The 19,610-nt window shown below is 66.7% G+C and carries 17 protein-coding genes; 8 read left to right on the forward strand and 9 right to left on the reverse strand.

Annotated elements, in window-relative coordinates; all coding sequences use genetic code 11:
- Positions 1 to 49: 49 nt before the first annotated feature.
- The 5 genes from AC1MDG_RS01675 to AC1MDG_RS01695 all read left to right on the forward strand — a co-directional run bounded on the left by AC1MDG_RS01675 (position 50) and on the right by AC1MDG_RS01695 (position 6,338).
- Complete coding sequence (locus tag AC1MDG_RS01675) at positions 50 to 1,633, forward strand: pyridoxal phosphate-dependent decarboxylase family protein (RefSeq protein ID WP_479808998.1); 1,584 nt, start codon at positions 50 to 52, stop codon at positions 1,631 to 1,633.
- Positions 1,630 to 3,003, forward strand: coding sequence for a lysine N(6)-hydroxylase/L-ornithine N(5)-oxygenase family protein (locus tag AC1MDG_RS01680; protein ID WP_479807095.1), 1,374 nt, complete (start codon positions 1,630 to 1,632; stop codon positions 3,001 to 3,003). Before AC1MDG_RS01675 ends, AC1MDG_RS01680 begins: the two co-directional genes overlap by 4 nt.
- Positions 3,000 to 3,587: a GNAT family N-acetyltransferase gene (locus AC1MDG_RS01685; RefSeq protein WP_479807097.1), complete on the forward strand. Its 588-nt coding sequence runs from the start codon at positions 3,000 to 3,002 to the stop codon at positions 3,585 to 3,587. The genes AC1MDG_RS01680 and AC1MDG_RS01685 overlap by 4 nt, the downstream gene beginning before the upstream one ends.
- Positions 3,574 to 5,445, forward strand: a complete 1,872-nt coding sequence (locus tag AC1MDG_RS01690) for an IucA/IucC family protein (RefSeq protein ID WP_479807099.1) — start codon at positions 3,574 to 3,576, stop codon at positions 5,443 to 5,445. Before AC1MDG_RS01685 ends, AC1MDG_RS01690 begins: the two co-directional genes overlap by 14 nt.
- 116 nt (positions 5,446 to 5,561) lie before the next feature.
- Positions 5,562 to 6,338, forward strand: coding sequence for an SDR family NAD(P)-dependent oxidoreductase (locus tag AC1MDG_RS01695; RefSeq protein WP_479807101.1), 777 nt, complete (start codon positions 5,562 to 5,564; stop codon positions 6,336 to 6,338).
- 8 nt (positions 6,339 to 6,346) lie between these two features.
- Here the strand turns inward: AC1MDG_RS01695 and AC1MDG_RS01700 are convergent, their stop codons facing one another.
- Together AC1MDG_RS01700 and AC1MDG_RS01705 are read right to left on the reverse strand one after the other, a co-directional pair.
- Complete coding sequence (locus tag AC1MDG_RS01700) at positions 6,347 to 7,402, reverse strand: FUSC family protein (RefSeq protein WP_479807102.1); 1,056 nt, start codon at positions 7,400 to 7,402, stop codon at positions 6,347 to 6,349.
- Between the two features lie 136 nt (positions 7,403 to 7,538).
- The gene (locus AC1MDG_RS01705) at positions 7,539 to 9,131 is read right to left on the reverse strand and encodes an MFS transporter (RefSeq protein ID WP_479807104.1); all 1,593 of its coding nucleotides are present in this window, start codon (positions 9,129 to 9,131) and stop codon (positions 7,539 to 7,541) included.
- 487 nt (positions 9,132 to 9,618) lie between these two features.
- On the opposite strand from AC1MDG_RS01705, the gene AC1MDG_RS01710 reads away from it, so the two are divergent.
- The gene (locus AC1MDG_RS01710) at positions 9,619 to 9,873 is read left to right on the forward strand and encodes a hypothetical protein (RefSeq protein ID WP_479807106.1); all 255 of its coding nucleotides are present in this window, start codon (positions 9,619 to 9,621) and stop codon (positions 9,871 to 9,873) included.
- Positions 9,874 to 9,947: 74 nt separating this feature from the next.
- A complete protein-coding gene (locus AC1MDG_RS01715) occupies positions 9,948 to 10,202 on the forward strand; it encodes a hypothetical protein (protein WP_479807108.1) in 255 nt (84 codons plus the stop codon).
- Between the two features lie 108 nt (positions 10,203 to 10,310).
- Here the strand turns inward: AC1MDG_RS01715 and AC1MDG_RS01720 are convergent, their stop codons facing one another.
- Positions 10,311 to 12,932, reverse strand: a complete 2,622-nt coding sequence (locus AC1MDG_RS01720; protein ID WP_479807110.1) for an ATP-dependent DNA ligase — start codon at positions 12,930 to 12,932, stop codon at positions 10,311 to 10,313.
- A 40-nt stretch (positions 12,933 to 12,972) separates the two neighbouring features.
- Between AC1MDG_RS01720 and ku the strand changes: the two genes are divergently transcribed.
- Positions 12,973 to 14,031, forward strand: a complete 1,059-nt coding sequence (gene ku / locus AC1MDG_RS01725; protein WP_479807112.1) for a non-homologous end joining protein Ku — start codon at positions 12,973 to 12,975, stop codon at positions 14,029 to 14,031.
- 24 nt (positions 14,032 to 14,055) lie between these two features.
- Here the strand turns inward: ku and AC1MDG_RS01730 are convergent, their stop codons facing one another.
- The 6 genes from AC1MDG_RS01730 to AC1MDG_RS01755 all read right to left on the reverse strand — a co-directional run bounded on the left by AC1MDG_RS01730 (position 14,056) and on the right by AC1MDG_RS01755 (position 19,430).
- Complete coding sequence (locus tag AC1MDG_RS01730) at positions 14,056 to 14,322, reverse strand: DUF7218 family protein (protein WP_479807114.1); 267 nt, start codon at positions 14,320 to 14,322, stop codon at positions 14,056 to 14,058.
- A complete protein-coding gene (locus AC1MDG_RS01735; RefSeq protein WP_479807116.1) occupies positions 14,315 to 14,956 on the reverse strand; it encodes an SRPBCC family protein in 642 nt (213 codons plus the stop codon). Before AC1MDG_RS01735 ends, AC1MDG_RS01730 begins: the two co-directional genes overlap by 8 nt.
- Positions 14,957 to 15,224: 268 nt before the next feature.
- A complete protein-coding gene (locus tag AC1MDG_RS01740; RefSeq protein WP_028270626.1) occupies positions 15,225 to 15,503 on the reverse strand; it encodes an HPr family phosphocarrier protein in 279 nt (92 codons plus the stop codon).
- A 56-nt stretch (positions 15,504 to 15,559) separates the two neighbouring features.
- Positions 15,560 to 17,623, reverse strand: a complete 2,064-nt coding sequence (locus AC1MDG_RS01745) for a PTS fructose transporter subunit IIABC (RefSeq protein WP_479807117.1) — start codon at positions 17,621 to 17,623, stop codon at positions 15,560 to 15,562.
- Between the two features lie 2 nt (positions 17,624 to 17,625).
- Complete coding sequence (locus AC1MDG_RS01750) at positions 17,626 to 18,624, reverse strand: 1-phosphofructokinase family hexose kinase (RefSeq protein ID WP_479807119.1); 999 nt, start codon at positions 18,622 to 18,624, stop codon at positions 17,626 to 17,628.
- Positions 18,621 to 19,430, reverse strand: a complete 810-nt coding sequence (locus tag AC1MDG_RS01755; RefSeq protein WP_479807121.1) for a DeoR/GlpR family DNA-binding transcription regulator — start codon at positions 19,428 to 19,430, stop codon at positions 18,621 to 18,623. The genes AC1MDG_RS01750 and AC1MDG_RS01755 overlap by 4 nt, the downstream gene beginning before the upstream one ends.
- Between the last annotated feature and the right edge of the window lie 180 nt (positions 19,431 to 19,610).

Below are 19,610 nucleotides of genomic sequence, written 5' to 3' on the forward strand. Positions count from 1 at the left end.
TACGCGTTAGCGCGCCGCCAAACGCCTACCAAAGGAAAACCTTGTGACGCTGTTGCCCCCTGTGGACCAAAAACCCCTGGGCCTCCCTGCCCCGACTGCCGGGCACGACTTCGGCTCCCGGGTGGAGCTCGCCCTTGCCGCCACCAACCATCTGTTCAACTCCCGCAATGCGCCGCGCTACGTGGCCCAGGTCCTCCAGGGCGTCAACGCCGTGGCCACCAAACTGGAGCGGACCACCAAACCGTTCACCGGCGTCGGACCTCGCGAACTCCGGGAACGCGTCGCCGCCGTCGACCTGGGCCGCCCCCTCCCGGACACCGCTGCCGCGCTGGCTGAACTTGAAGAGGTGTACCTGAAGGACGCCGTCTACTTCCACGACGCGAAGTACGCGGCCCACCTGAACTGCCCCGTGGTCATCCCGGCGCTGGTGGGGGAGAGCATCCTGTCCGCCGTGAATTCCTCCATGGACACCTGGGACCAAAGCGCCGGCGCCACCATGATCGAGCGCCGCCTCATCGACTGGACTGCGGAGCGGCTGCACCTGGGCGACACGGCGGACGGCGTGTTCACGTCCGGTGGCAGCCAGTCCAACCTCCAGGCGCTGCTTATTGCCCGCAACCACGCAGTCGCCGCGCTGCGGAAGCTGCCCGGCAATGATTCCCTCCGGCTGCCGGGCCTGCTGGACAAGCTGCGGGTCTTCGCCTCGGAGGACAGCCACTTCAGCATCCGCAAGTCGGCGTCCATGCTGGGACTGGGGTACGACGCCGTCGTGCCGGTCGCGTACGGACCTGACCACCGGATGGACGCGGCCGCGCTGGCGGCCGCCCTCGCGCGGACTGTCGACGCCGGCCTGGTGCCGATGGCCGTAGTGGGAACCGCCGGGACAACCGATTTCGGCGCGGTGGATCCGCTCGCGGAGCTGGTCGCCCTCGCCAGGGCGTACGGGGCGTGGTTCCACGTCGACGCCGCCTACGGCGGCGGGCTCATGGTTTCCGGCCGCTACGGGCACCGGCTGGAAGGAATCGGCTTGGCCGACTCGATCACCGTGGACTTCCACAAGACCTTCTTCCAGCCCGTCAGTTCCAGTGCCCTGCTGGTGCGGGACCGGGCCATGCTGCAGCACGTGACCTACTATGCGGACTACCTCAATCCCGAGAGCGCGGTGCTGGCGGGTATTCCCAACCAGGTGGACAAGAGCATCCAGACCACGCGGCGCTTTGACGCGCTGAAGCTCTGGCTCACCCTCCGGATCATGGGGGCGGATGCCGTGGGTGCGTTGCTGGACGAAGCGATCGACCTTGCAGCCCGCACCGGGCAGGCCCTGGCCGAGGATCCGGACTTTGAGCTGGCCGCCGAACCGCAGTTGAGCACGCTCGTGTTCCGTTACCGCCCGGTCCTTGCTGACGGAAAACGCCTCGCTGAGGACACTTCGGATACCCTCAATCCGGCCATCCGGGCCGCGGTATTTGCCTCGGGCGAGGCGGTGGTGGCCGGCACCAAGGTGGCCGGCAGGCATTACCTGAAGTTCACGCTGCTCAACGCCGAGGCCACCCCGGAGGACATCAACTCGATCATCAGCCTGCTCCGCAGCACCGGCGAAGCGTTGCTTTCCGGGCAGGAGGCCGCAGCGTGAGCGCAGCATCCGGCACCTCCAACTCCGGCACCTCCAACTCCAGCACCTCGGGCGCGGGCCGCATTTACGACGTCGCCGGAATCGGCGTCGGACCCTTCAACCTGGGACTCGCCGCGCTTGCGGAACCTGTGGACGGGCTCGACGCGGTGTTCCTGGAGCGCCGCGACTCGTTCGACTGGCACCCCGGCATGATGCTGGAGCCCGCCCACCTGCAGGTCCCGTTCATGGCGGACCTCGTGTCGCTGGCCGACCCCACTTCCCCGTATTCGTTCCTGAACTTCCTGAAGCAGACGGGCAGGCTCTACCGCTTCTACATCCGGGAAAACTTCTACCCGCTCCGCGCCGAGTACAACCAGTACTGCCAGTGGGTGGCCGGCCAGCTCGAATCGGTGCGGTTCGGCACGGACGTCCGGGAGATCACGTACGACGACGGCGTGTACACGCTGTCCGTGGACGGTCCCGCAGGGCCTGAGGTGCTGTGCGCGCGGCGGCTGGTGCTGGGCACCGGAACGTCGCCGTATGTCCCTGCTGCCTGCAGCGGAATAGTCGAGGCGGCAGCCAACGGCGGCGGTGTGGTGCTCCACAACGCCGACTACCTGGCGCGGAAGAGTGGACTGCAGAAGCAGCGGAGCATCACCATCGTGGGGAGCGGCCAGAGCGCCGCCGAAATCTACTACGAACTGCTGCAGGAGATCGACGTCCACGGATACGGGCTGAACTGGGTTACCCGGTCCGGCCGGTTCTTCCCGCTGGAGTACACCAAGCTCACCCTGGAGATGACGTCGCCGGAGTACGTGGACTACTTCCACGGGCTTCCGGAGGAGCAGCGCGACGGCCTGATCAAGAGCCAGAAGAACCTGTACAAAGGCATCAACTCCGAGCTCATCGACGCCATCTACGACCTCCTCTATGCCAAGAGCCTCGCCGGCGTCGTGGACACGCGGCTGCTGACGCACTCGGCACTCACCGGGGCGTCCTGGGACCCGGCATCCGGTACACACACCCTGCAGCTGCGGCACGAGGAGCAGGGCGCGGACTACTCGCTGGACACCGGCGCCGTGGTGCTCGCCACCGGCTACGGCTACCGCGAACCGGAGTTTCTGGCCGGGGTGCAGGACCGCATCGCCCGGGACGGCGCCGGCAGGTTCGCCGTGGAGCGCAACTACAGTACCGGCGTCGAACCCGGCGAGATCTTCGTCCAGAACGCCGAACTGCACACCCACGGCTTTGTCACGCCGGACCTCGGCATGGCCGCCTACCGCAACTCCTGCATCCTGCGCGGGATCTGCGGGCGCGAGGTCTACCCCGTGGAACAAAGCATTGCCTTCCAGGAGTTCGGGCTGCCGGAGCGGGCACTGGTGAACGCATGAGTTTCACGTTCCGCTGCTTTGACCCCGTCGCCGACGCACAGCTCCTCCACAACTGGGTGACCCGGCCGTACGCCTCCTTCTGGGGGATGCAGTCCGCCACCGTGGCCGACGTTGTGGAGGAATATTCCACCATCCAGTCCAGCGGGCACCACCATGCGCTGCTGGGGCTCGACGACGGCGTCCCCGCATTCCTGATGGAGGAGTACCTTCCGGCCTTCTCGCCGCTGGCAAGCCTGTACGCCGTGCAGCCGGGGGACATCGGGATGCACCTCCTGGTGGCCCCGCCGGCCGGGCCGCCGCGCACCGGCTATACCGCCGCCGTGATGGAAACGGTCCTGGACCGGCTTTTTGCGAAGGACAGGGTGGAGCGCGTGGTGGTTGAGCCCGACGCCCGTAACCACAAAATCCATGTCCTCAATGAACGGCTGGGATTCCAGCCTGCCGGAGAGATCGCACTGCCGGACAAGCAGGCCCTCCTCAGTTTCTGCACGCGGGAGGCCTTCCACTCCGCACGCGCAGCCCTTCATTCACCCCGATCCACCCGTCCCCGATCCAGCAGGGAGCATCACTATGACCGTCGCTGAACTTGAATCCATCCGGACCGCGGACAACGCGGCAACACACCTCACCCCGGAACGCTGGGCCGCGGCCAACCGCCACCTGGTCCGCAAGGCGCTCGCCGAGTTCTCCCACGAGCGCATCCTCAGCCCGGAACGGACCAGCGCCGGGGACCCTGCCGGGGGCGGCAGGGAATCCGCAGCCCGGTCCCACGATTACCGGGTACTGAGTGATGACGCCACGGTTGAATACCGGTTCTCCGCCAGGATCCTGCAGCTGGACCACTGGTCCGTGGACGCCGCTTCGATTAGGTCCAGCCGCGAGGGGCAGGACGCGCCCCTGGATGCGCTCCGGTTCATCACGGAATTCCGCAACGCCCTGGGGATCCGGGAGGAGATGCTTCCGGTGTACCTCGAAGAAATCAGCAGCACGCTCTCCAGCCATGCCTATAAGCAGTGGATGGGCCAGCCGTCCTCCGCTGAACTGGCAGCCGGCATCACCCGGGGCGCGGATGCGGCCACGGACTTCCAGGCCATTGAACGGAGCATGACCGAAGGCCACCCCTGTTTCGTGGCCAACAACGGCCGGCTGGGCTTCGGCATCAACGATTACCGCGCCTTTGCTCCGGAAGCCGGCGCCCCTGTTCAGCTGGAATGGATCGCAGTGCACCGGAGCACGGCAGTGTTCACCTCCAGCGAGGGGCTGGACTACGCCGCCCACCTTGAAACCGAACTGGGCGCAGGCGCCCTCGCCTTCTTCGCCGCCGAGCTCAGTGCCCTGGGGCTGGACCCGGCGGGGTACTTCCTGATGCCGGTGCACCCGTGGCAGTGGGAGAACAAGCTGACGGTGACCTTCGCGGCCGAAATCGCCCGGCAGCACATTGTCCACCTCGGCATCGGGGCGGACAGCTACCAGGCCCAGCAGTCCATCCGGACATTCTTCAACACCGCGGCGCCAGAAAAGGCGTACGTGAAGACGGCCATGTCCGTCCTGAACATGGGCTTCATGCGCGGGCTCTCGCCGCTGTACATGAAGGCCACCCCGGCCATCAATGACTGGCTTCAGGAGCTGATCAGCAGCGACGATGCCCTGCGGGGCAGGGGACTTGCCATGATCCGCGAGGTGGCCGCCATCGGTTATCACAACGGCTATTACGAGGCGGCATCCGTCAAAGATTCGCCGTACCGGAAAATGCTGTCGGCGCTGTGGCGGGAGAGCCCGCTGCCGTTGTTGAAGGACGGCCAGCAGCTGGCCACCATGGCCTCGCTCCTGCACGTTGACTCGGCCGGCAGGCCCATGGTGTCCGCGCTGATCCAACAGTCCGGGCTCGAACCGGGGGAGTGGCTGCGCCGGTACTTCGAGGCCTACCTCGTTCCGCTGGTGCACTGCCTGTACCGCTACGAGCTGGCGTTCATGCCGCACGGCGAGAACGTGATCCTTGTCCTCGAAAACGGCGTCCCCGTGCGCGCAGTGATGAAGGATATAGCCGAGGAAATCGTGGTGATGGGGGACCGGCTTGAGCTGCCGGAGGCCGTGTCCCGGATCAAAGTGGATATTCCCGACGGCGAGAAGGCCCTGGCCATCTTCACCGATGTATTTGACTGCATCTTCCGGTTCCTCGGTGCCCTCCTCGAGGAAGACGGAGTGCTTGGCGGCAAGGAATTCTGGCGCATCGCGGCTGAGGCCATTCGCGACTACCAGGCCGAACACCCGGAGCTGGCGGACCAGTTTGCCCGCCATGACCTGTTTGCGCCCCACTTCCAGTTCTCCTGCCTGAACAGGCTGCAGCTGCGCAACAACCAGCAGATGCTGGACCTCGCGGACCCGTCCGGAGGCCTGCAGATGGCAGGCCGGCTGGCGAACCCGCTCGCAACGTTCGCCTAGGAGGGTCCGCCGAGATGGCATATCACGGCAGTCGTGGCCGCAGAAACTGCCGTGATGTGCCATCTCGGCGCTGGCTAGGAGGGGCGCCAGGGGCAACGGGCTACTAGGCTTCTGCCATGACCGAACAAGTTCCCGGAACCACAGCCCTGATCACCGGCGCCACCGCGGGCCTTGGCGCCGAGTTTGCCCGCCAGCTCGCCGAGCAGGGCCACCACGTGGTGCTTGTTGCGCGGGACGCGGAGCGGCTGCGGGCCTCCGCGCATGAACTGGAGAACAACTACAGCATCACTGTTGAGGTGCTGTCCGCGGACCTGACGGACGACGTCGGGGTGGCCGCCGTCGTCGAACGCCTTTCCGACCCGGCGCGTCCGGTGGAGATCCTGGTCAACAACGCCGGGATCGGCCTGCTGAAGCCCTTCGACCAGAACAGCCTGGACGAGGAACGCAGGCACCTCCGGCTGCATGTCCAGACGCCCATGGAACTGTGCCACGCGGCGTTGCAGGGAATGCTGGCGCGCCACTCGGGCAGGATCATCAACGTGGCCAGCGTTGCGGCCTTCGCCAACCGCGGGAGTTACTCGGCGGCGAAAGCGTGGCAGGTGACGTTCAGCCGCTGGGCCAACCTGGCCTATGCCGGGAGCGGCGTGAAGGTGACTGCGGTGTGCCCCGGTTTCACCCACACCGAATTCCACGAACGCATGGGCATGGACAAGACCGTGGCCCCGCGCTGGCTGTGGCTGCACGCCGATCGCGTAGTCCGCGAGGGACTGGCGGACAACGAACGCGGCCGCGCGGTTTCCATCCCCACGAAGCGGTACAAAATGGTCGCAGCCGCCTCAAGGATGCTGCCCGCGCGGTTCACGTCGGGGCCTCCGCGGCGGCCGGCGAAGTAGCTGCGCGCCTAGCGGGCCAGGCGGCGGCGCCGGACCAGCACGATGACCAAAATTCCGGTCACCGCGCCCACCACCGTTTCCACCGCACGTTCCGTGATGAGCAGTCGCGGGTCCGCCGGGGCGGCCAGCTGCGTCATCAACAGGATCACCGGGGTGAAGGACACCATCGCCAGGCCGTAGTGCCGGGTCATGAACAGTTCGGTGGTGAACTGGAAAACGATGACCAGCACCGCGAGCACGGCGGCTTCCGCCCCCGGAAAGAACGTCAGCGGCGCCCAGGGGGCCGGAAGAAGTACGACGGCGACGACCACCAGTCCCAGGAAGGTCCCCACCATGCGGTGGAGGCCGCGGTGCACGCTGCTGGGCAGGTCGGCCCCGGCCAGCGGAACCGCTGCGGCAGCCATGGCCCAGTGGGGGTGGCCGCTGCCGCTGAGGACGCCGATGGTGCCGGCAGTTCCTACTGCCAGCACATACCGCGTCGCGTGGATCACTGCCGCGTGCCGCCGCAGTCCGCTCAAGGGTGCCGCGGCCCGGACCGCTCCCGGCTGCCACCTTCGGCCGCGCACCCAGCCGCCAAACCCGATGACGATGGAAAACGCCGCGGAGGCAGCGGCGATGAGGAGCGCCGCGAACCAGGGGACGGTTGTGGGGACGGAAGCGCAGGCGCCCAGTGCAAGGATTCCGAAGAACGGGCCGTTGGGCTTCAGGTTCACCCTGTCGGAGAACACCGAACCGGCGCCGGCCAGGACGGCTTCCACACCCACCAGCCACCACGAATGCAAGTGGTTGACGGACAGGAAGATGCCGACGCCAACCCCGCTGAGCAGGACCAGCGCTGCCTGGGCCTGGTGCGTGAGGCGGAGCTGGTGGGGTTCGGACCGCCCGTACATTCCCGTCAGGGCGCCGAACACGCCGTAGATGATCAGGTCCGGTCGTCCCAGGAACAGGAGGGCGAGCGAGGGAACCGCCACGCTCACGGCAACCCGGAGGGCAGACAGGTGATCGTTGTTGGCCGGGCCGAGGCTGTGCAGGGCGCGGAGATGCCGCAGCAGGGCGTGTGCCATGCGAACCTCCGATCTTCCGTCCGTAATCTTCTACCGCAAAAAGTCTGCCAGACGCGCCGGAGGCCTGCTTTGCACGCTGTCACAAAGGAACATGGTGCAAAGCAGGCCTCATCGGGCGGGGTGCTGGACTACAAGGTCAGGCCTTCGCAGGAACCTTTTCGGTTTCCCGCAGCTCGTCCTCGAACGGCATGTCGTCCAGGTTGATCAGCGGGTTCTCGTCCTGGGTGGCCACGAGCTCATGGGCCTCCGCCTTGGTGTCCACGCTGGGCATGGAGCCCGGCAGGGGACGGTTGGCCGATTCCTTCAGGAAGTAGATGGCCACCGCGCCAATGGCCGAGGTAGCCATCAGGTAGTACGCCGGCATCATGTCGTTGCCGGTCGCCTTGATCAGCGCTGCCACGATGAACGGCGTGGTGCCGCCGAAAATCGCCACGGAGAAGTTGTAGGCGATGCCCATGGCGCTGTAGCGGCTGGACGTGGGGAACTGGGCCGGCAGGGCCGAGGCCAGGTTTGCCACGTAAAACGTCACGGGGAAGGCGATCAGTGCCAGGCCGGCCAGGGTGGACCAGATCTCGCCGACGCCGATCAGCAGGAAGGCGGGAGTTGCCAGCACGATGGTGCTCACGGCACCGATCCACAGCACCGGGCGGCGTCCGATGCGGTCCGAAAGCTTTCCGGTCAGCGGAATGCACAGGCTCATAACGACCAGCACGGGGATGGTCAGCAGCGTGCCGTGGACGGGATCGTAGCCCTTGGAGTCCGTGAGGCACGTCGGCATGTAGGAGGTCAGTGCGTAACCGGCCGTGTTCGCCGCTGCCACCAGGATCATGGCCACAATAATGGGGCGCCAGTTGGCCTTCACCACGCCTACCGGGCCCTTGGCGGCAAGGTCGGAGGACTTGGCCGCGTCCTTGCTGAGTTCTTCCTGCGCGTCCAGGGTTGCCTGGAACTGCGGGGATTCCTCAATCTTGCTCCGGAAGTACACGGCGATGAGGCCCAGGGGACCTGCGACGAGGAACGGAATGCGCCAGCCCCACTCTTCCATGGCGGCCTGGCCCATGGTCAGCTGGAGGGCTGATACCAGGGCGGCGCCGATGGCGAAGCCAAGGTAGCTTCCAAGGTCCAGGAAGCTGGCGAAGAACCCGCGGCGCTTGTCCGGGGCGTACTCGCTCACGAAGGTGGTGGCTCCGGCGTACTCGCCGCCGGTGGAGAACCCCTGCACGATCTTGAGCAGCACCAGCAAGGCGGCCGCCCACAGTCCGATCTGCGCGTAGCCGGGCAGGAGGCCGATGGCGAACGTGCTAGCCGCCATCAGCATCAGGGTTGCTGCCAGGACCTTCTGGCGGCCCACCTTGTCACCGAACCAGCCGAAGATCACCCCGCCAAGCGGGCGGGCGATGAAGGTGGCGGCAAACGTGCCCAGCAGGAACAGCGTCTGCGTGGACGGATCGGATTCCGGCAGGAACACCGGACCCATGGTGGTGATCAGGTAGCCGAACACACCGACGTCGTACCACTCCATGGTGTTACCCACGATGGTTCCGCCGAGTGCTTTCTTAAGCATCGGCTTGTTGACGACGTTGACGTCGGAGACTTTGAGTCTGCGGCGAGGCAACAGCCTCGGCTTCTTGGCGCCCTGGGGCGTAACGCCCTCAGGCAAAATATTGTCGGTTCCGCGGGCGTTATCCACGCCTGCTGAAGAGTCGGTCATGCTTCGGTCTTTGGGCATTTGGGCTTCTCCCATGGAGGTCATTTGCTTGCGACTTGTAGCTGCCCCGCTCCGGGCAGGCTTTCAATTTTACGCGACTTCCATGGAGTTTCCGAGTTCGGTGGCGTATGATCCGGGGTTCCGGGGCTGATAGGGGACCGAAACGGAACTTATTTATGCGCCGTTTCACCGCGCCAGCACTGGAAACCCGGGCGAACCGCGCATCGTTACCAAATATTTTCCGATGAACCGGCCAAAAAAGCCCCAAACGCGCCGGATTCGGCGCTGAGCGCCCACCCGCCCGGCCCTCCGTGCAGGCCCTGAATCCCTCCCTGGAGCGGGGGTTCCCAACCGGCCGGATCACTGCCTAAGGTTGACCCATGGGAGGCGTACTTCCGTGTTGATCCCCGGCCGACCCCCGTCGTCGTGACTTCTCCACCGCGATCTTGCAGCGTGTGCGTCCGCACCTCATCACCGCCACCCGATTCCGCACCACAAGGAGAGCACCGTGAACGATAAAGACAGCACCCAGAGCGCCGAACCGGCAACCGGCCAAAGCACCGATGCGCAGGAAGCCGGCACGCCGGACGAGGACGCGCAGAACGCCGGCAAGGGCATCAAGTCCCGGCTGACGGACGCCCAGCGCGAAATGCTGGCCAGCAAGTCCCGCGGCGGTGCCGGTTCGCAGAGCGTGTCGCACGGCCATAAGCCAACGCAGGCAAGCGGCAAGCAAGGCCCTGCCCAGAAAAAAGTCCGCTGGTAGCGCCTGCAGACAAGCAGTAACTGCAGTCCTACTATTGGTGGACACTTCATTTCAATGTGGAAAGGAAGAGCACAATGGCTGAGAACAATCCCGGGGGGCAGCTGGAGCCGGAGCTCGCCGGCCACCTGGCGGAATCCATGGACGAGGCGCCCGCACCGGAGACTGAGCCGGTCGAAACCCCCGCCTCGGCGAACGGCCCCAAATGGCCGGACGGCAGCGGGAAACACAAGCACCCCAAGGATCGCGGCACCTTGCACGGCCGCGAACACGAGACTGCGGTGGGCGCCATCCACCGGACCAGCCGGCCGCAGATTCCGCACCACGATTAGTTGCCCGCCGTGGCACCGGCTTCCAGTGCTACGGACCCGCCAATGCCCCGGTGCCCGCCTGCAACAGGCGGGCACCGGGGCATTTCCGTGGCGTCCCGCGGTGACGGATCAGCCGGACTCCGCCACGACGTCGTCGGCGTTCTTGTCCAGGCGCCAGCCGCGCCACACCGGGTGCCGGAGCTTCCCGCCGCCGGTCCATTCCCCGTAAGTCACTTCACCCACCATCCGGGGCGTGACCCAGTGCGCGTCGGAGGCGTCCGCGGCCGGAACTTCGGCGAAAGGGGAGGTCTTCCTGGCGAGTGTGTCCACCTGCAGCCGCAGCTCCTTCAGCTCCCGGTCGCTGAATCCGCTGCCCACGCGTCCCACATAGCGCAGTTTGGCGCCGTCGGGGATGCCCACCAGCAGGGACCCCACCGCTCCCTGCCGGGACCCCTTGCCGGGGCGCCAGCCGCCCACCACCACTTCCTGGGTGCGCTCGAACTTGAGCTTCAGCCAGGATCTGGTGCGCTCGCCGCTGACATAGCGGCCGTCAAGGCGCTTGGCCATGATCCCCTCAAGCCCCAGTTCCCGTGCGCTTTCCAGGATGTGCTCCACCTCGTGGTCCAGGACTTCGGACAGGTGCACGGGGCAGCCGTCCGGCCAAACCAGCCGCTCCAAACGCTCCCGGCGCTTGCGGAGCGGCAGCCGGCGGAGATCCTCTCCGGCGTCGGACAGCAGGTCGAACACCATCAGCCGGACCGGCGTCGCAGCCCGCGCTTTGGTGACGTCGGCCGCTTTGGTCAGCTTCATCCGTGTCTGCAGCAGTCCGAAATCAGGCCTCCCGGAAGGGCCGACGGCGATGATCTCGCCGTCGGCGGTGAAGCTCTGCTCCGGCCAGCAGGCGCGGTCAGTCAGTTCGGGGTAGCTTGCGGACATGTCATTGCCGTTGCGGCTGATGAGGCGGATCCTGTCGGCGTCTCCAATGATCAGGGCACGGATGCCGTCCCATTTCAGTTCGAAGTGCCAGTCCATGCCGCGAAGATCGGCCGGGGTCCCGGCGCTGGCGAGCATTGGCGTGAAGTCAGGCAAGGCAGAAGGCGCCGGCGGCGGCGCCTCAGCAGAGCTGGCGGCGGAGCCGCCGTGGGAGGTGCGGGCGGAAGCGGGCGGCGGCCCCTCCTTTTCCTTTGGCTCTGCCGGGGCGCCGGTTGCTGAAGCGGCACCTGCGGCTGCCGGAGCCCCGTGCCCCCTGCGGTCCATCAGATGGATCAGCCACTGGGCCTGCTCTGGCGACTTTGACGCGTCGCTGTCCCGGCCGGTCCTGATCAGCGCGAACTTCCGGGTACCGCCGAGCCCGCCGCCGTCAGCCCCCGTGAGGGTGGCGATGACTTCCTTGCCCGCGATCCATTTGTCACATTCGTAGTAGCCGTGGTCCCAGACGGTGACGGTTCCGGCGCCGTACTGGCCTTTGGGGATGGTGCCTTCGAAATCGAGGTAGTCCATGGGGTGGTCCTCGGTCTGGACCGCCAGGTGGTTCTGCCCGCCGGAGGTGGGTACGCCCTTCGGCAGCGCCCAGGAGACCAGGACGCCGTCCCGCTCCAGCCGGAAGTCGTAATGCAGCCGGCTGGCGTGGTGCTCCTGGATGACGAACCGCTCCCTGATGGTGCCCGCGCCGGGGTCGGCCCGGTGCCGGTCGGCGCTGAACGGCTCCGGGGTCCCTTCCGGATCCCGCATGGAGCGGTACTTTTCCAGCCTCGGGTCCGTGCTGCCGCCGTCGGCCGTTGCGCTGCCGCGGTGCCCGGACCCGCTATCGGGACTGGCACCGCCGGGACTGCCGCCGTCGGGATGGCCTTCAACGTGTCCGCCGCCACGGGAAACCACCGCGAACGGATCCTTTCCGTCCTTGACCCGCCGCATGACCTCCCGGTAGTCCAGCTGCTTCAGCGTGGGGGAGGACAGTTCACGCCAGGTCCTTGGCGCGGCCACCGTCGGACGGAGCCGGCCGCGGAGGGAGTACGGGACGATGGTGGTCTTGGCCGCGTTGTTCTGGCTCCAGTCCACCAGAACCTTGCCCGTGCGGAGGGTCTTCTTCATGTCGCTGACGGCAAGGTCCGGGTGGTCGGCTTCCAGGGCGCGGGCAAGTTCGTGGGCGAATTCGGAGATCTGGTCTGAGCTCTGCGTGCCATCGAGCCCGGCATAGAGGTGGATGCCCTTGCTGCCGCTGGTCACCGGAACGGGATCCAGGCCAACGTCCTTCAGGATGGCGCGGGCAAGCCGGGCCACTTCGACGCACTCCGCCAGGCCGGCTCCCTCGCCGGGATCCAGGTCCAGCACCAGGCGGTCGGGGTTCATGGGATTCCCGTGCGGGTCCACGCGCCACTGGGGGACGTGGATTTCAAGCGAACCCATCTGGGCCAGCCAGGTCAGCGTGGCGGCGTCGTTGACCAGGGGGTACTGGTTGCTGCGCTCCTTGTGGCGGATGGAGGCACGTGGAATCCAGCCCGGGGTGGATTCCTCCAGATTCTTCTGGAAGAACATCTGGCCCGGCGCCTCCGCGGTTCCCACGCCGTTGACCCAGCGCTTGCGCGTGGCCGGCCGGTTCGCGGCGGCGGGGATCAGCACTGGGGCGACCGCGGCGTAGTACGCCAAGACATCCGCCTTGGTGGTTCCCGTCTCCGGGTACATCACCTTGTCCAGGTTGGTGACCACCAGTTCGCGGCCCTGGACCCGGACACGTTCCCTACTGCCTGCCAAAGGTCTTCACCTCCGGGCAACTCTGGGGTTCACTTGATCCATGAGAGCCATCTGGAAAGGCGCTATCGCATTTGGGCTGGTCAACGTGCCGGTCAAGGTCTACAGCGCCACCGAGGACCACGACATCGGACTCCACCAGGTCCACAACGCAGACGGCGGCCGCATCCGCTACCAGCGCCGCTGTGAGGTATGCGGCGAGATCGTGGACTACGCGGACATCGACAAAGCCTACGAGGAGGACGGCCGCACGGTGATCCTCACCCGCGACGAACTCAAGGCCATCCCCGCGGAGAGCAGCCACGAGATTGAAGTGGTGCAGTTTGTCCCGTCCGAGCAGCTCGACCCCATCATGTTCGAGAAGAGCTACTACCTCGAACCCGACTCCAAATCGCCCAAGGCCTATGTGCTGCTCCGCCGTGCACTGGAGGACACTGACCGGGTGGCCGTGGTGCAGTTCGCCCTCCGCGAGAAGACCCGGCTGGGCGCCCTGCGGATCCGGGATGATGTCCTGGTGCTGCAGTCCCTGCTGTGGGCGGACGAAGTGCGGGAAGCGGCGTTCCCCGCCCTGGAAACGTCCGTCCGCATCTCCGCCCAGGAACGCGAGATGTCCGCGGCCCTGGTGGACTCCATGGCCGGGGACTTTGAACCGGGCCAGTTCACGGACGACTACCAGGTGCAGCTCCGCAAGCTCATCGACGCCAAGATCGAGCAGGGCGAGTCCCTGGACACGGAACAGACGTTCGGTGCCGAGGCCGCCGAAGCGGGCAGCGGGGAAGTGATCGACCTGATGGAAGCCCTCAAGCGCAGCCTGGAAAAGAAGCGGGGAGGCGGCAGCGGCGACGCGGCAACGGCCGACGACACCGCGGAAGCTCCGGCGAAGGCGACCCGCGCCAAGGCTCCCGCCAAGGCTGCTGAAAAGGCCTCCGCCGGAACGGCACGCAAGGCCTCCGCCGGAACGGCACGCAAGGCCTCCGCCGGAACGGCAGGCAAAGCGGCCGCCGGAACGGCAGGCAAGGCCGCTGCCGGAACGGCAAGCAAGGCCGCTGCAGCCAAACCGGAAGCCAAAGAACCGGCGAAGAGCCGGCGTAAGGGGGCCTGACCCGCGGTTACCCATTGCTGCCGGTCAGGAGTTTCTGAGCGCTGAAATGAGCTCGCTTTTCTTCTTGGAGGAGTAGCCGGTGAGCCCGATTTCCTTGGCGCGCTCCTTGAGCTGGGCCACCGTCCAGTCTTCGTAGTCGCCGACCTTGCCGCCCTTGCGGCCCACTGCGGAGCGCCCTTTATTGGCGGCGGCGTTGGAAATCCGGGCCGCCTTCTGCTTGGAGGCGCCGTCTTCACGGAGTTCTTCGTACAGCTCCGGGTCCTTGAGGCCGGGGTTCTTTTTCTCAGGCATGGCCGGCCGGATCCGATGGTTCAGCGTCGTCAATGAAAGGGGCCACCCCTGCCGGGCGCTGCGGCGAAGGGGCCGGTGTGTGCGGCGGCTGCGCGTGGGCTGCGAGTGGGGCGGCCTCGTGCGCGTGGTGCGCAGGTGCGTTCGCCGCGAAGCCGGCCTCTTCCTCGGTTTCCTCGACTTCTCCGTTGTCCACGGCAGAGCGCCAGGCGCCCGTTTCAATACCGCGTGCCTCGATGAACTGCTTGAACCGCTTCAGGTCGGCGCTGACCTGGTGGCTGTCGGCGCCCACTGCGGAGCCGGCTTTCTCCACCAGCCCCTCGGGCTCCCATTCCAGCGCTACGGTGACCCGGGTGTGGTCCGGCCCGAGGGGTTCGAAGGAGACCTCCCCGGCGTTGCGCGGCTTGTCCGTGCTGACCCAGGCGATGCGCCGGTCCGGCAGCTGCTCAGTGATCTGGGCGCTGTATTCACGCCTGACTCCACCGATGTCCGTCCGGAAATGCAGGGACGTCTCGTCGATCTGCTCAACGGACTCCACGCCCCGCATGAACTCCGGAAAGGACTCGAACTGCGTCCATTGGTTGTAGGCGGTGGACACGGGAACATCCACCTCGATGGTTTCCTGCAGAGTAGCCACTTTTCATCCTCTTTCAGCCCGGGACGTGCCCCCGATTGCGGGCGTGTTGAGCGGCGTGTCGCCACAATGCCACGCTAATCGGGCCGCCAGGCAAACACAAGGATTTACTAAGGCTGCTTAGTTCAGCCGGCAGGGAGTCAAAAGCCGGGAGTTAAAGGCAGCGGCCGGGCCGCGCGCCGCGTGCCCGGAAGACGGGACTTATCGTGGCGCAGCGGGCCGGCCGCTGACTGCTGGTACCGGAGGCGGGCTGTACTAGTCCGCCGTGCCGCTACTCGGCGTCGTGATCGGTTTCCAGGATCTGGACCAGGTGGTCCAGGGCGGTGTCGGCGCCGTCGCCCTCGGCGCGGAGGACCACAACGTCGCCGTGCGATGCACCCAGGCTCATGAGGGACAGGATGCTCGCGGCGTCCATGGCCTCGTCGGCCGGTTCGCCCTGGCGGGCAATGGTGATCTCGTGCGGGTATTCGCCGGCTGCCTCGGCAAAGATGGCGGCGGGGCGGGCGTGCAGGCCCACGCGGCTGGCGATGGTGGCGGTGCGTTCAAACATGTGTGCTCCTTGGATATCAGGTCGAGACAGGTGGTTCGGAAGTCTTCCGAACCGGGTCAGACAGTTACTGGAACCGGCTCCACGGTATCAACGGTCTTGCGGACGGCCCAGCGCTTGAGTGCGATCACTGCCAGGGCGGTGACGATGGTGCCGACGAGGATCGAGACAACAAACATCACGAAGTTGTCGATGGCGAAGAAGACGAAGATTCCGCCGTGCGGGGCCTTCGAGCCTACGCCCGCTGCCATGGAGATGGCGCCGGTCACGGCTCCGCCGAGCATGCTGGCCGGGATCACACGGAGCGGGTCGGCCGCGGCGAACGGGATGGCGCCTTCGGAGATGAAGGACGCTCCCAGCAGCCAGGCGGCCTTGCCGTTTTCACGCTCGGCCAGGCTGAAGCGCTTCTTGTCCAGGACGGTGGAGGCGAGGGCCATGGCCAGTGGCGGAACCATGCCCGAGGCCATGACGGCTGCCATGATCTGCCACGGTGCCTGGTTGTCCAGGGTTGCGGCACCCAGGCCGGCGACGGCGAAGGAGTAGGCAACCTTGTTGACCGGGCCGCCGAGGTCGAAGCACATCATGAGGCCCAGGATGACGCCCAGTGCGATGGCGCTGGCACCGGTGAGGCCGGAGAGCCAACCGTTCAGGCCCTTGGTGATGGCAACGATCGGGGCGCCCAGGATCAGGAACATCAGGCCGGAAGCCACCAGGGAAGCCACCAGCGGAATGATCACCACGGGCATCAGGCCGCGCAGCCAGCGGGCCACCTGGATCCTGCCGATGGAATGGGCGATGTAACCGGCCAGGAGGCCGCCCACGATGCCGCCCAGGAAGCCTGCACCCATGAACCCTGCCACGGCGCCTGCCACGAAGCCTGGTGCGATGCCCGGGCGGTCGGCGATGCCGTAGGCGATGTAGCCGGCCAAGGCAGGGACCAGGAAGCCGAGAGACAGGGCACCGATCTTGAAGAGCACGGCACCGATGTAGGCGCCGAGCGGACCCCAGGCGTTTTCAGGGTATTCGGTGGGCAGGTTGAAGATGCTGTTGTCCACCACGATGGCGTCGGCGAACTGGGTGATCAGGTAACCGCCCATCAGGAAGCCCAGGGCGATCAGGAGACCGCCACCGGCCACAAATGGGATCATGTAGCTGACGCCCGTGAGGAGCGCCTTCTTCAGCTTCTGGCCGATGTGCTCGCCCTTTTCGCTGGCCTCTGCTTCAGCCTGCTCTTCAGCGCCGTAATGCGGGACCCGCCGGGCGTTGGGATTGTCCGCGGCGGCCAATGCCTCCTGGACCATCTTGTCCGGCTCGTCGATGCCGCGCTTGACCGGAGCGTTGATCACCGGCATGCCGGCGAAGCGCTCCTTGCCGCGGACATCCACGTCCACCGCGAAAATCACGGCATCGGCGGCTGCGATCACCGCGGGGTCCAGCGGTTTGGCGCCGGAGGAACCCTGGGTTTCCACCTGCAGGTCCACGCCGACTTCCTTGGCTGCCGCAACGAGGGAGTCGGCTGCCATGTAGGTGTGGGCGATGCCCGTGGGGCAGGCCGTCACGGCCACGAGGCGCTTGGGGCCCCTGCCACCGGCACCAGCAGCGGCACCGGCGGCGGCACCGGCGGACGGTGCGGCTGCGGTCGCTGTTGCGGGTTCTGCGGCGGCCGCAGGCTTGTCGGCCAGGGCGCCCTCCACCAGTTCAACAATGTCGGCCTGCGTGGTGGCTGCGCGGAGCGCCGCAGTGAAGTCCTTCTTGATCAGCGAGCGGGCCAGCTTGGACAGGAGCTTCAAGTGCTCCTGGTCCGCGCCTTCGGGGGCTGCGATGAAGAAGATGAGGTCCGCCGGGCCGTCCTTGGCGCCGAAGTCCACAGGCTGTGAGAGCCGGGCCATGGCCAGGGTGGGCACCGTCACCGCGGTGGAGCGGCAGTGCGGAATGGCAATTCCGCCGGGAACGCCGGTGGCGGTTTTGGACTCACGGGCAAAGGCGTCCGTGAAGAGGCCTTCCGCCTCGGTGGCGCGTCCGGTGGCGGCAACCCTGCCGGCCAGATGGCGGATCACGTCCTCGGGCGAATTGCCCAGGTTCTGGTCTAGCTCGACCAGATCAGTAGTAATGAGCTGAGTCACTGTCAGTCCTTCCGGAGGGCCGTGATGGTTACGGCATCAGGGGTGGTTTGGTGGACCGCCGGAACTGTGGAGCCCGGCAGGGAGGCGGCAGCGGCACCATGTGCCACGGCCTGACGGAGGCAGTCGGCCGGGGCGGCGCCCTGGCTGGAGGCGAGCAGGTAGCCGGCCAGGGAGGAATCTCCCGCGCCGACCGTGCTGACCGCTTTGACCGGCGGGTGCGTGGCCAGCCACGCGCCGTCGGATGTCACAAGTACCGCACCCTTGGAACCGAGCGTTGCCAGCACGGCACCTACACCGGAACGCACGACGGCGGCGGCGGCTGCCGCGGCAGCCTCCGGATCCGCTTCCAGTTCGTCAGCGGTGGACGCCGTGGCGAAACCGGCTGCGGCAGCCAGTTCAGCCAGTTCTTCGGCGTTGGGCTTGAGGAGGTCCGGCATTCCCGACGCACCGCCCGAGAGGGCGGCGGCGAGGGGAGCGCCGGACGAGTCGACGGCGATGCGCGGGGCAGTCTGTCCTGTGCCGTTGCCGTCGTGGGTGGAGCGAAGCCGCCGGGTCACGGTGGCGTAGAAGTCAGCCGGAACCCCGGGTGGGAGCGAGCCGGCCAGGACAACCCAGCTGGCGCCGCGGGAACGTTCCAGCAGCAGCCCGATCAGGGCTTCCTGCTGGTCTTCGCTCAGCACCGGGCCGGGTTCGTTGATCTTGGTGGTGACGCCATCCGGCTCCGTCAACGCCACATTGGTACGCAACGGCTCGTGGATGGGGAGGGCGGCGAAGGGAACGCCGCTGTCACGAAGCCCCGCAAGCACGGGATCGGAGTCGCCCCCCGGGAGGACCGCCACTGTTTCCAGCCCGGAGGCCACCAAAGCGCGGGAGACGTTGACGCCTTTGCCCCCGGATTCCTGGCGGACGGAGATGGCCCGCTGCACTTCCCCGCGCAGCAGGGGCGAGGGGAGGCTGACTGTGCGGTCAAGGCTGGGGTTCGCGGTGAGGGTGACAATCATGCGATCACCACGTCCACGCCGGCGTCAGCAAGCGCCGCTGCGAGTTCCGGGCTGGGTTCACTGTCTGTAATCAAGGTGTCCAGATCTTTCAACGAGGCGAACTGGACCAGCGTTTCCGCATCCAGCTTGGACGAATCGGCCAGCACCACAATGCGGCGTGCCGATTGGACGAAGGCAGCCTTGACGGCGGCTTCTTCAGGATCGGGCGTGCTGAGCCCGAAGGCGGAGTGGATTCCATTGGCGCCGATGAAGGCGATGTCCGGACGGATCCGGTGGGCTGCGTCCACGGTGGACTGCCCCACGGCAGCCTGGGTGAGGCCGCGGACCCTGCCGCCCAGGAGGTGGAGTGCGATGCCCGGTTCGCCGGCGAGTTTCGCCGCGATGGGGATCGCATGCGTGATGACCACCAGTTCATTCTCCGAACCGGCGGACGGGGAAGCGGCGGGATCGGCGAGGCGCAGGGCGATCAGGTCCGCCAGGGCCTCCGTGGTTGAGCCCGCGTCCACCAGGATGCTGCCGGCCGGGCTTTGCGGGATGAACGCCAGGGCGGCCTCGGCGATGCGCAGTTTCTCCGGCTGCCGCTGGATGGTCCGCTCAAGGATGCTTTCCTCGGTGGTGCTGATGCGGTCCGGGGCGACGGCGCCGCCATGGACCCGGCGCACGCTTCCGGCTGATTCGAGGGCGGCAAGGTCCCGCCGGACGGTTTCGGTGGTGATGTTGAAGCGCTCGGCAAGGGCGGTGACGCTGGCGCGGCCGCTCTCGGCGACTAGACCTGCGATCAGCTGCTGGCGCTCCTCGGCGAACACTTACCCTCCATTGCGTAAATACTGCGGGTCCTGCAAGGACGAAGCTTCAGTTACTAGCGTCAGTGATTGGCGTCAGTGACTGCCATCACATGATGTTGAATTGTTTGACTTTATCTTTGTTCTTGTTGGTTTGTCAATGAAAACAACACGAACAAAGATAATTGCTCCCGTGAACGCCGG

The organism is Arthrobacter sp. AIWTK1 (genome assembly GCF_056680535.1).

What these genes read in the sequence shown, in the direction of transcription:
- AC1MDG_RS01750 (WP_479807119.1), bottom strand. Translation starts at nt 18,624, where the DNA reads ATGATTGTCACCCTCACCGCGAACCCCAGCCTTGACCGCACAGTCAGC.
- AC1MDG_RS01695 (WP_479807101.1), top strand. Translation starts at nt 5,562, where the DNA reads ATGACCGAACAAGTTCCCGGAACCACAGCCCTGATCACCGGCGCCACC.
- AC1MDG_RS01690 (WP_479807099.1), top strand. Translation starts at nt 3,574, where the DNA reads ATGACCGTCGCTGAACTTGAATCCATCCGGACCGCGGACAACGCGGCA.
- AC1MDG_RS01685 (WP_479807097.1), top strand. Translation starts at nt 3,000, where the DNA reads ATGAGTTTCACGTTCCGCTGCTTTGACCCCGTCGCCGACGCACAGCTC.
- AC1MDG_RS01705 (WP_479807104.1), bottom strand. Translation starts at nt 9,131, where the DNA reads ATGCCCAAAGACCGAAGCATGACCGACTCTTCAGCAGGCGTGGATAAC.
- AC1MDG_RS01715 (WP_479807108.1), top strand. Translation starts at nt 9,948, where the DNA reads ATGGCTGAGAACAATCCCGGGGGGCAGCTGGAGCCGGAGCTCGCCGGC.
- ku (WP_479807112.1), top strand. Translation starts at nt 12,973, where the DNA reads ATGAGAGCCATCTGGAAAGGCGCTATCGCATTTGGGCTGGTCAACGTG.
- AC1MDG_RS01730 (WP_479807114.1), bottom strand. Translation starts at nt 14,322, where the DNA reads ATGCCTGAGAAAAAGAACCCCGGCCTCAAGGACCCGGAGCTGTACGAA.
- AC1MDG_RS01700 (WP_479807102.1), bottom strand. Translation starts at nt 7,402, where the DNA reads ATGGCACACGCCCTGCTGCGGCATCTCCGCGCCCTGCACAGCCTCGGC.
- AC1MDG_RS01740 (WP_028270626.1), bottom strand. Translation starts at nt 15,503, where the DNA reads ATGTTTGAACGCACCGCCACCATCGCCAGCCGCGTGGGCCTGCACGCC.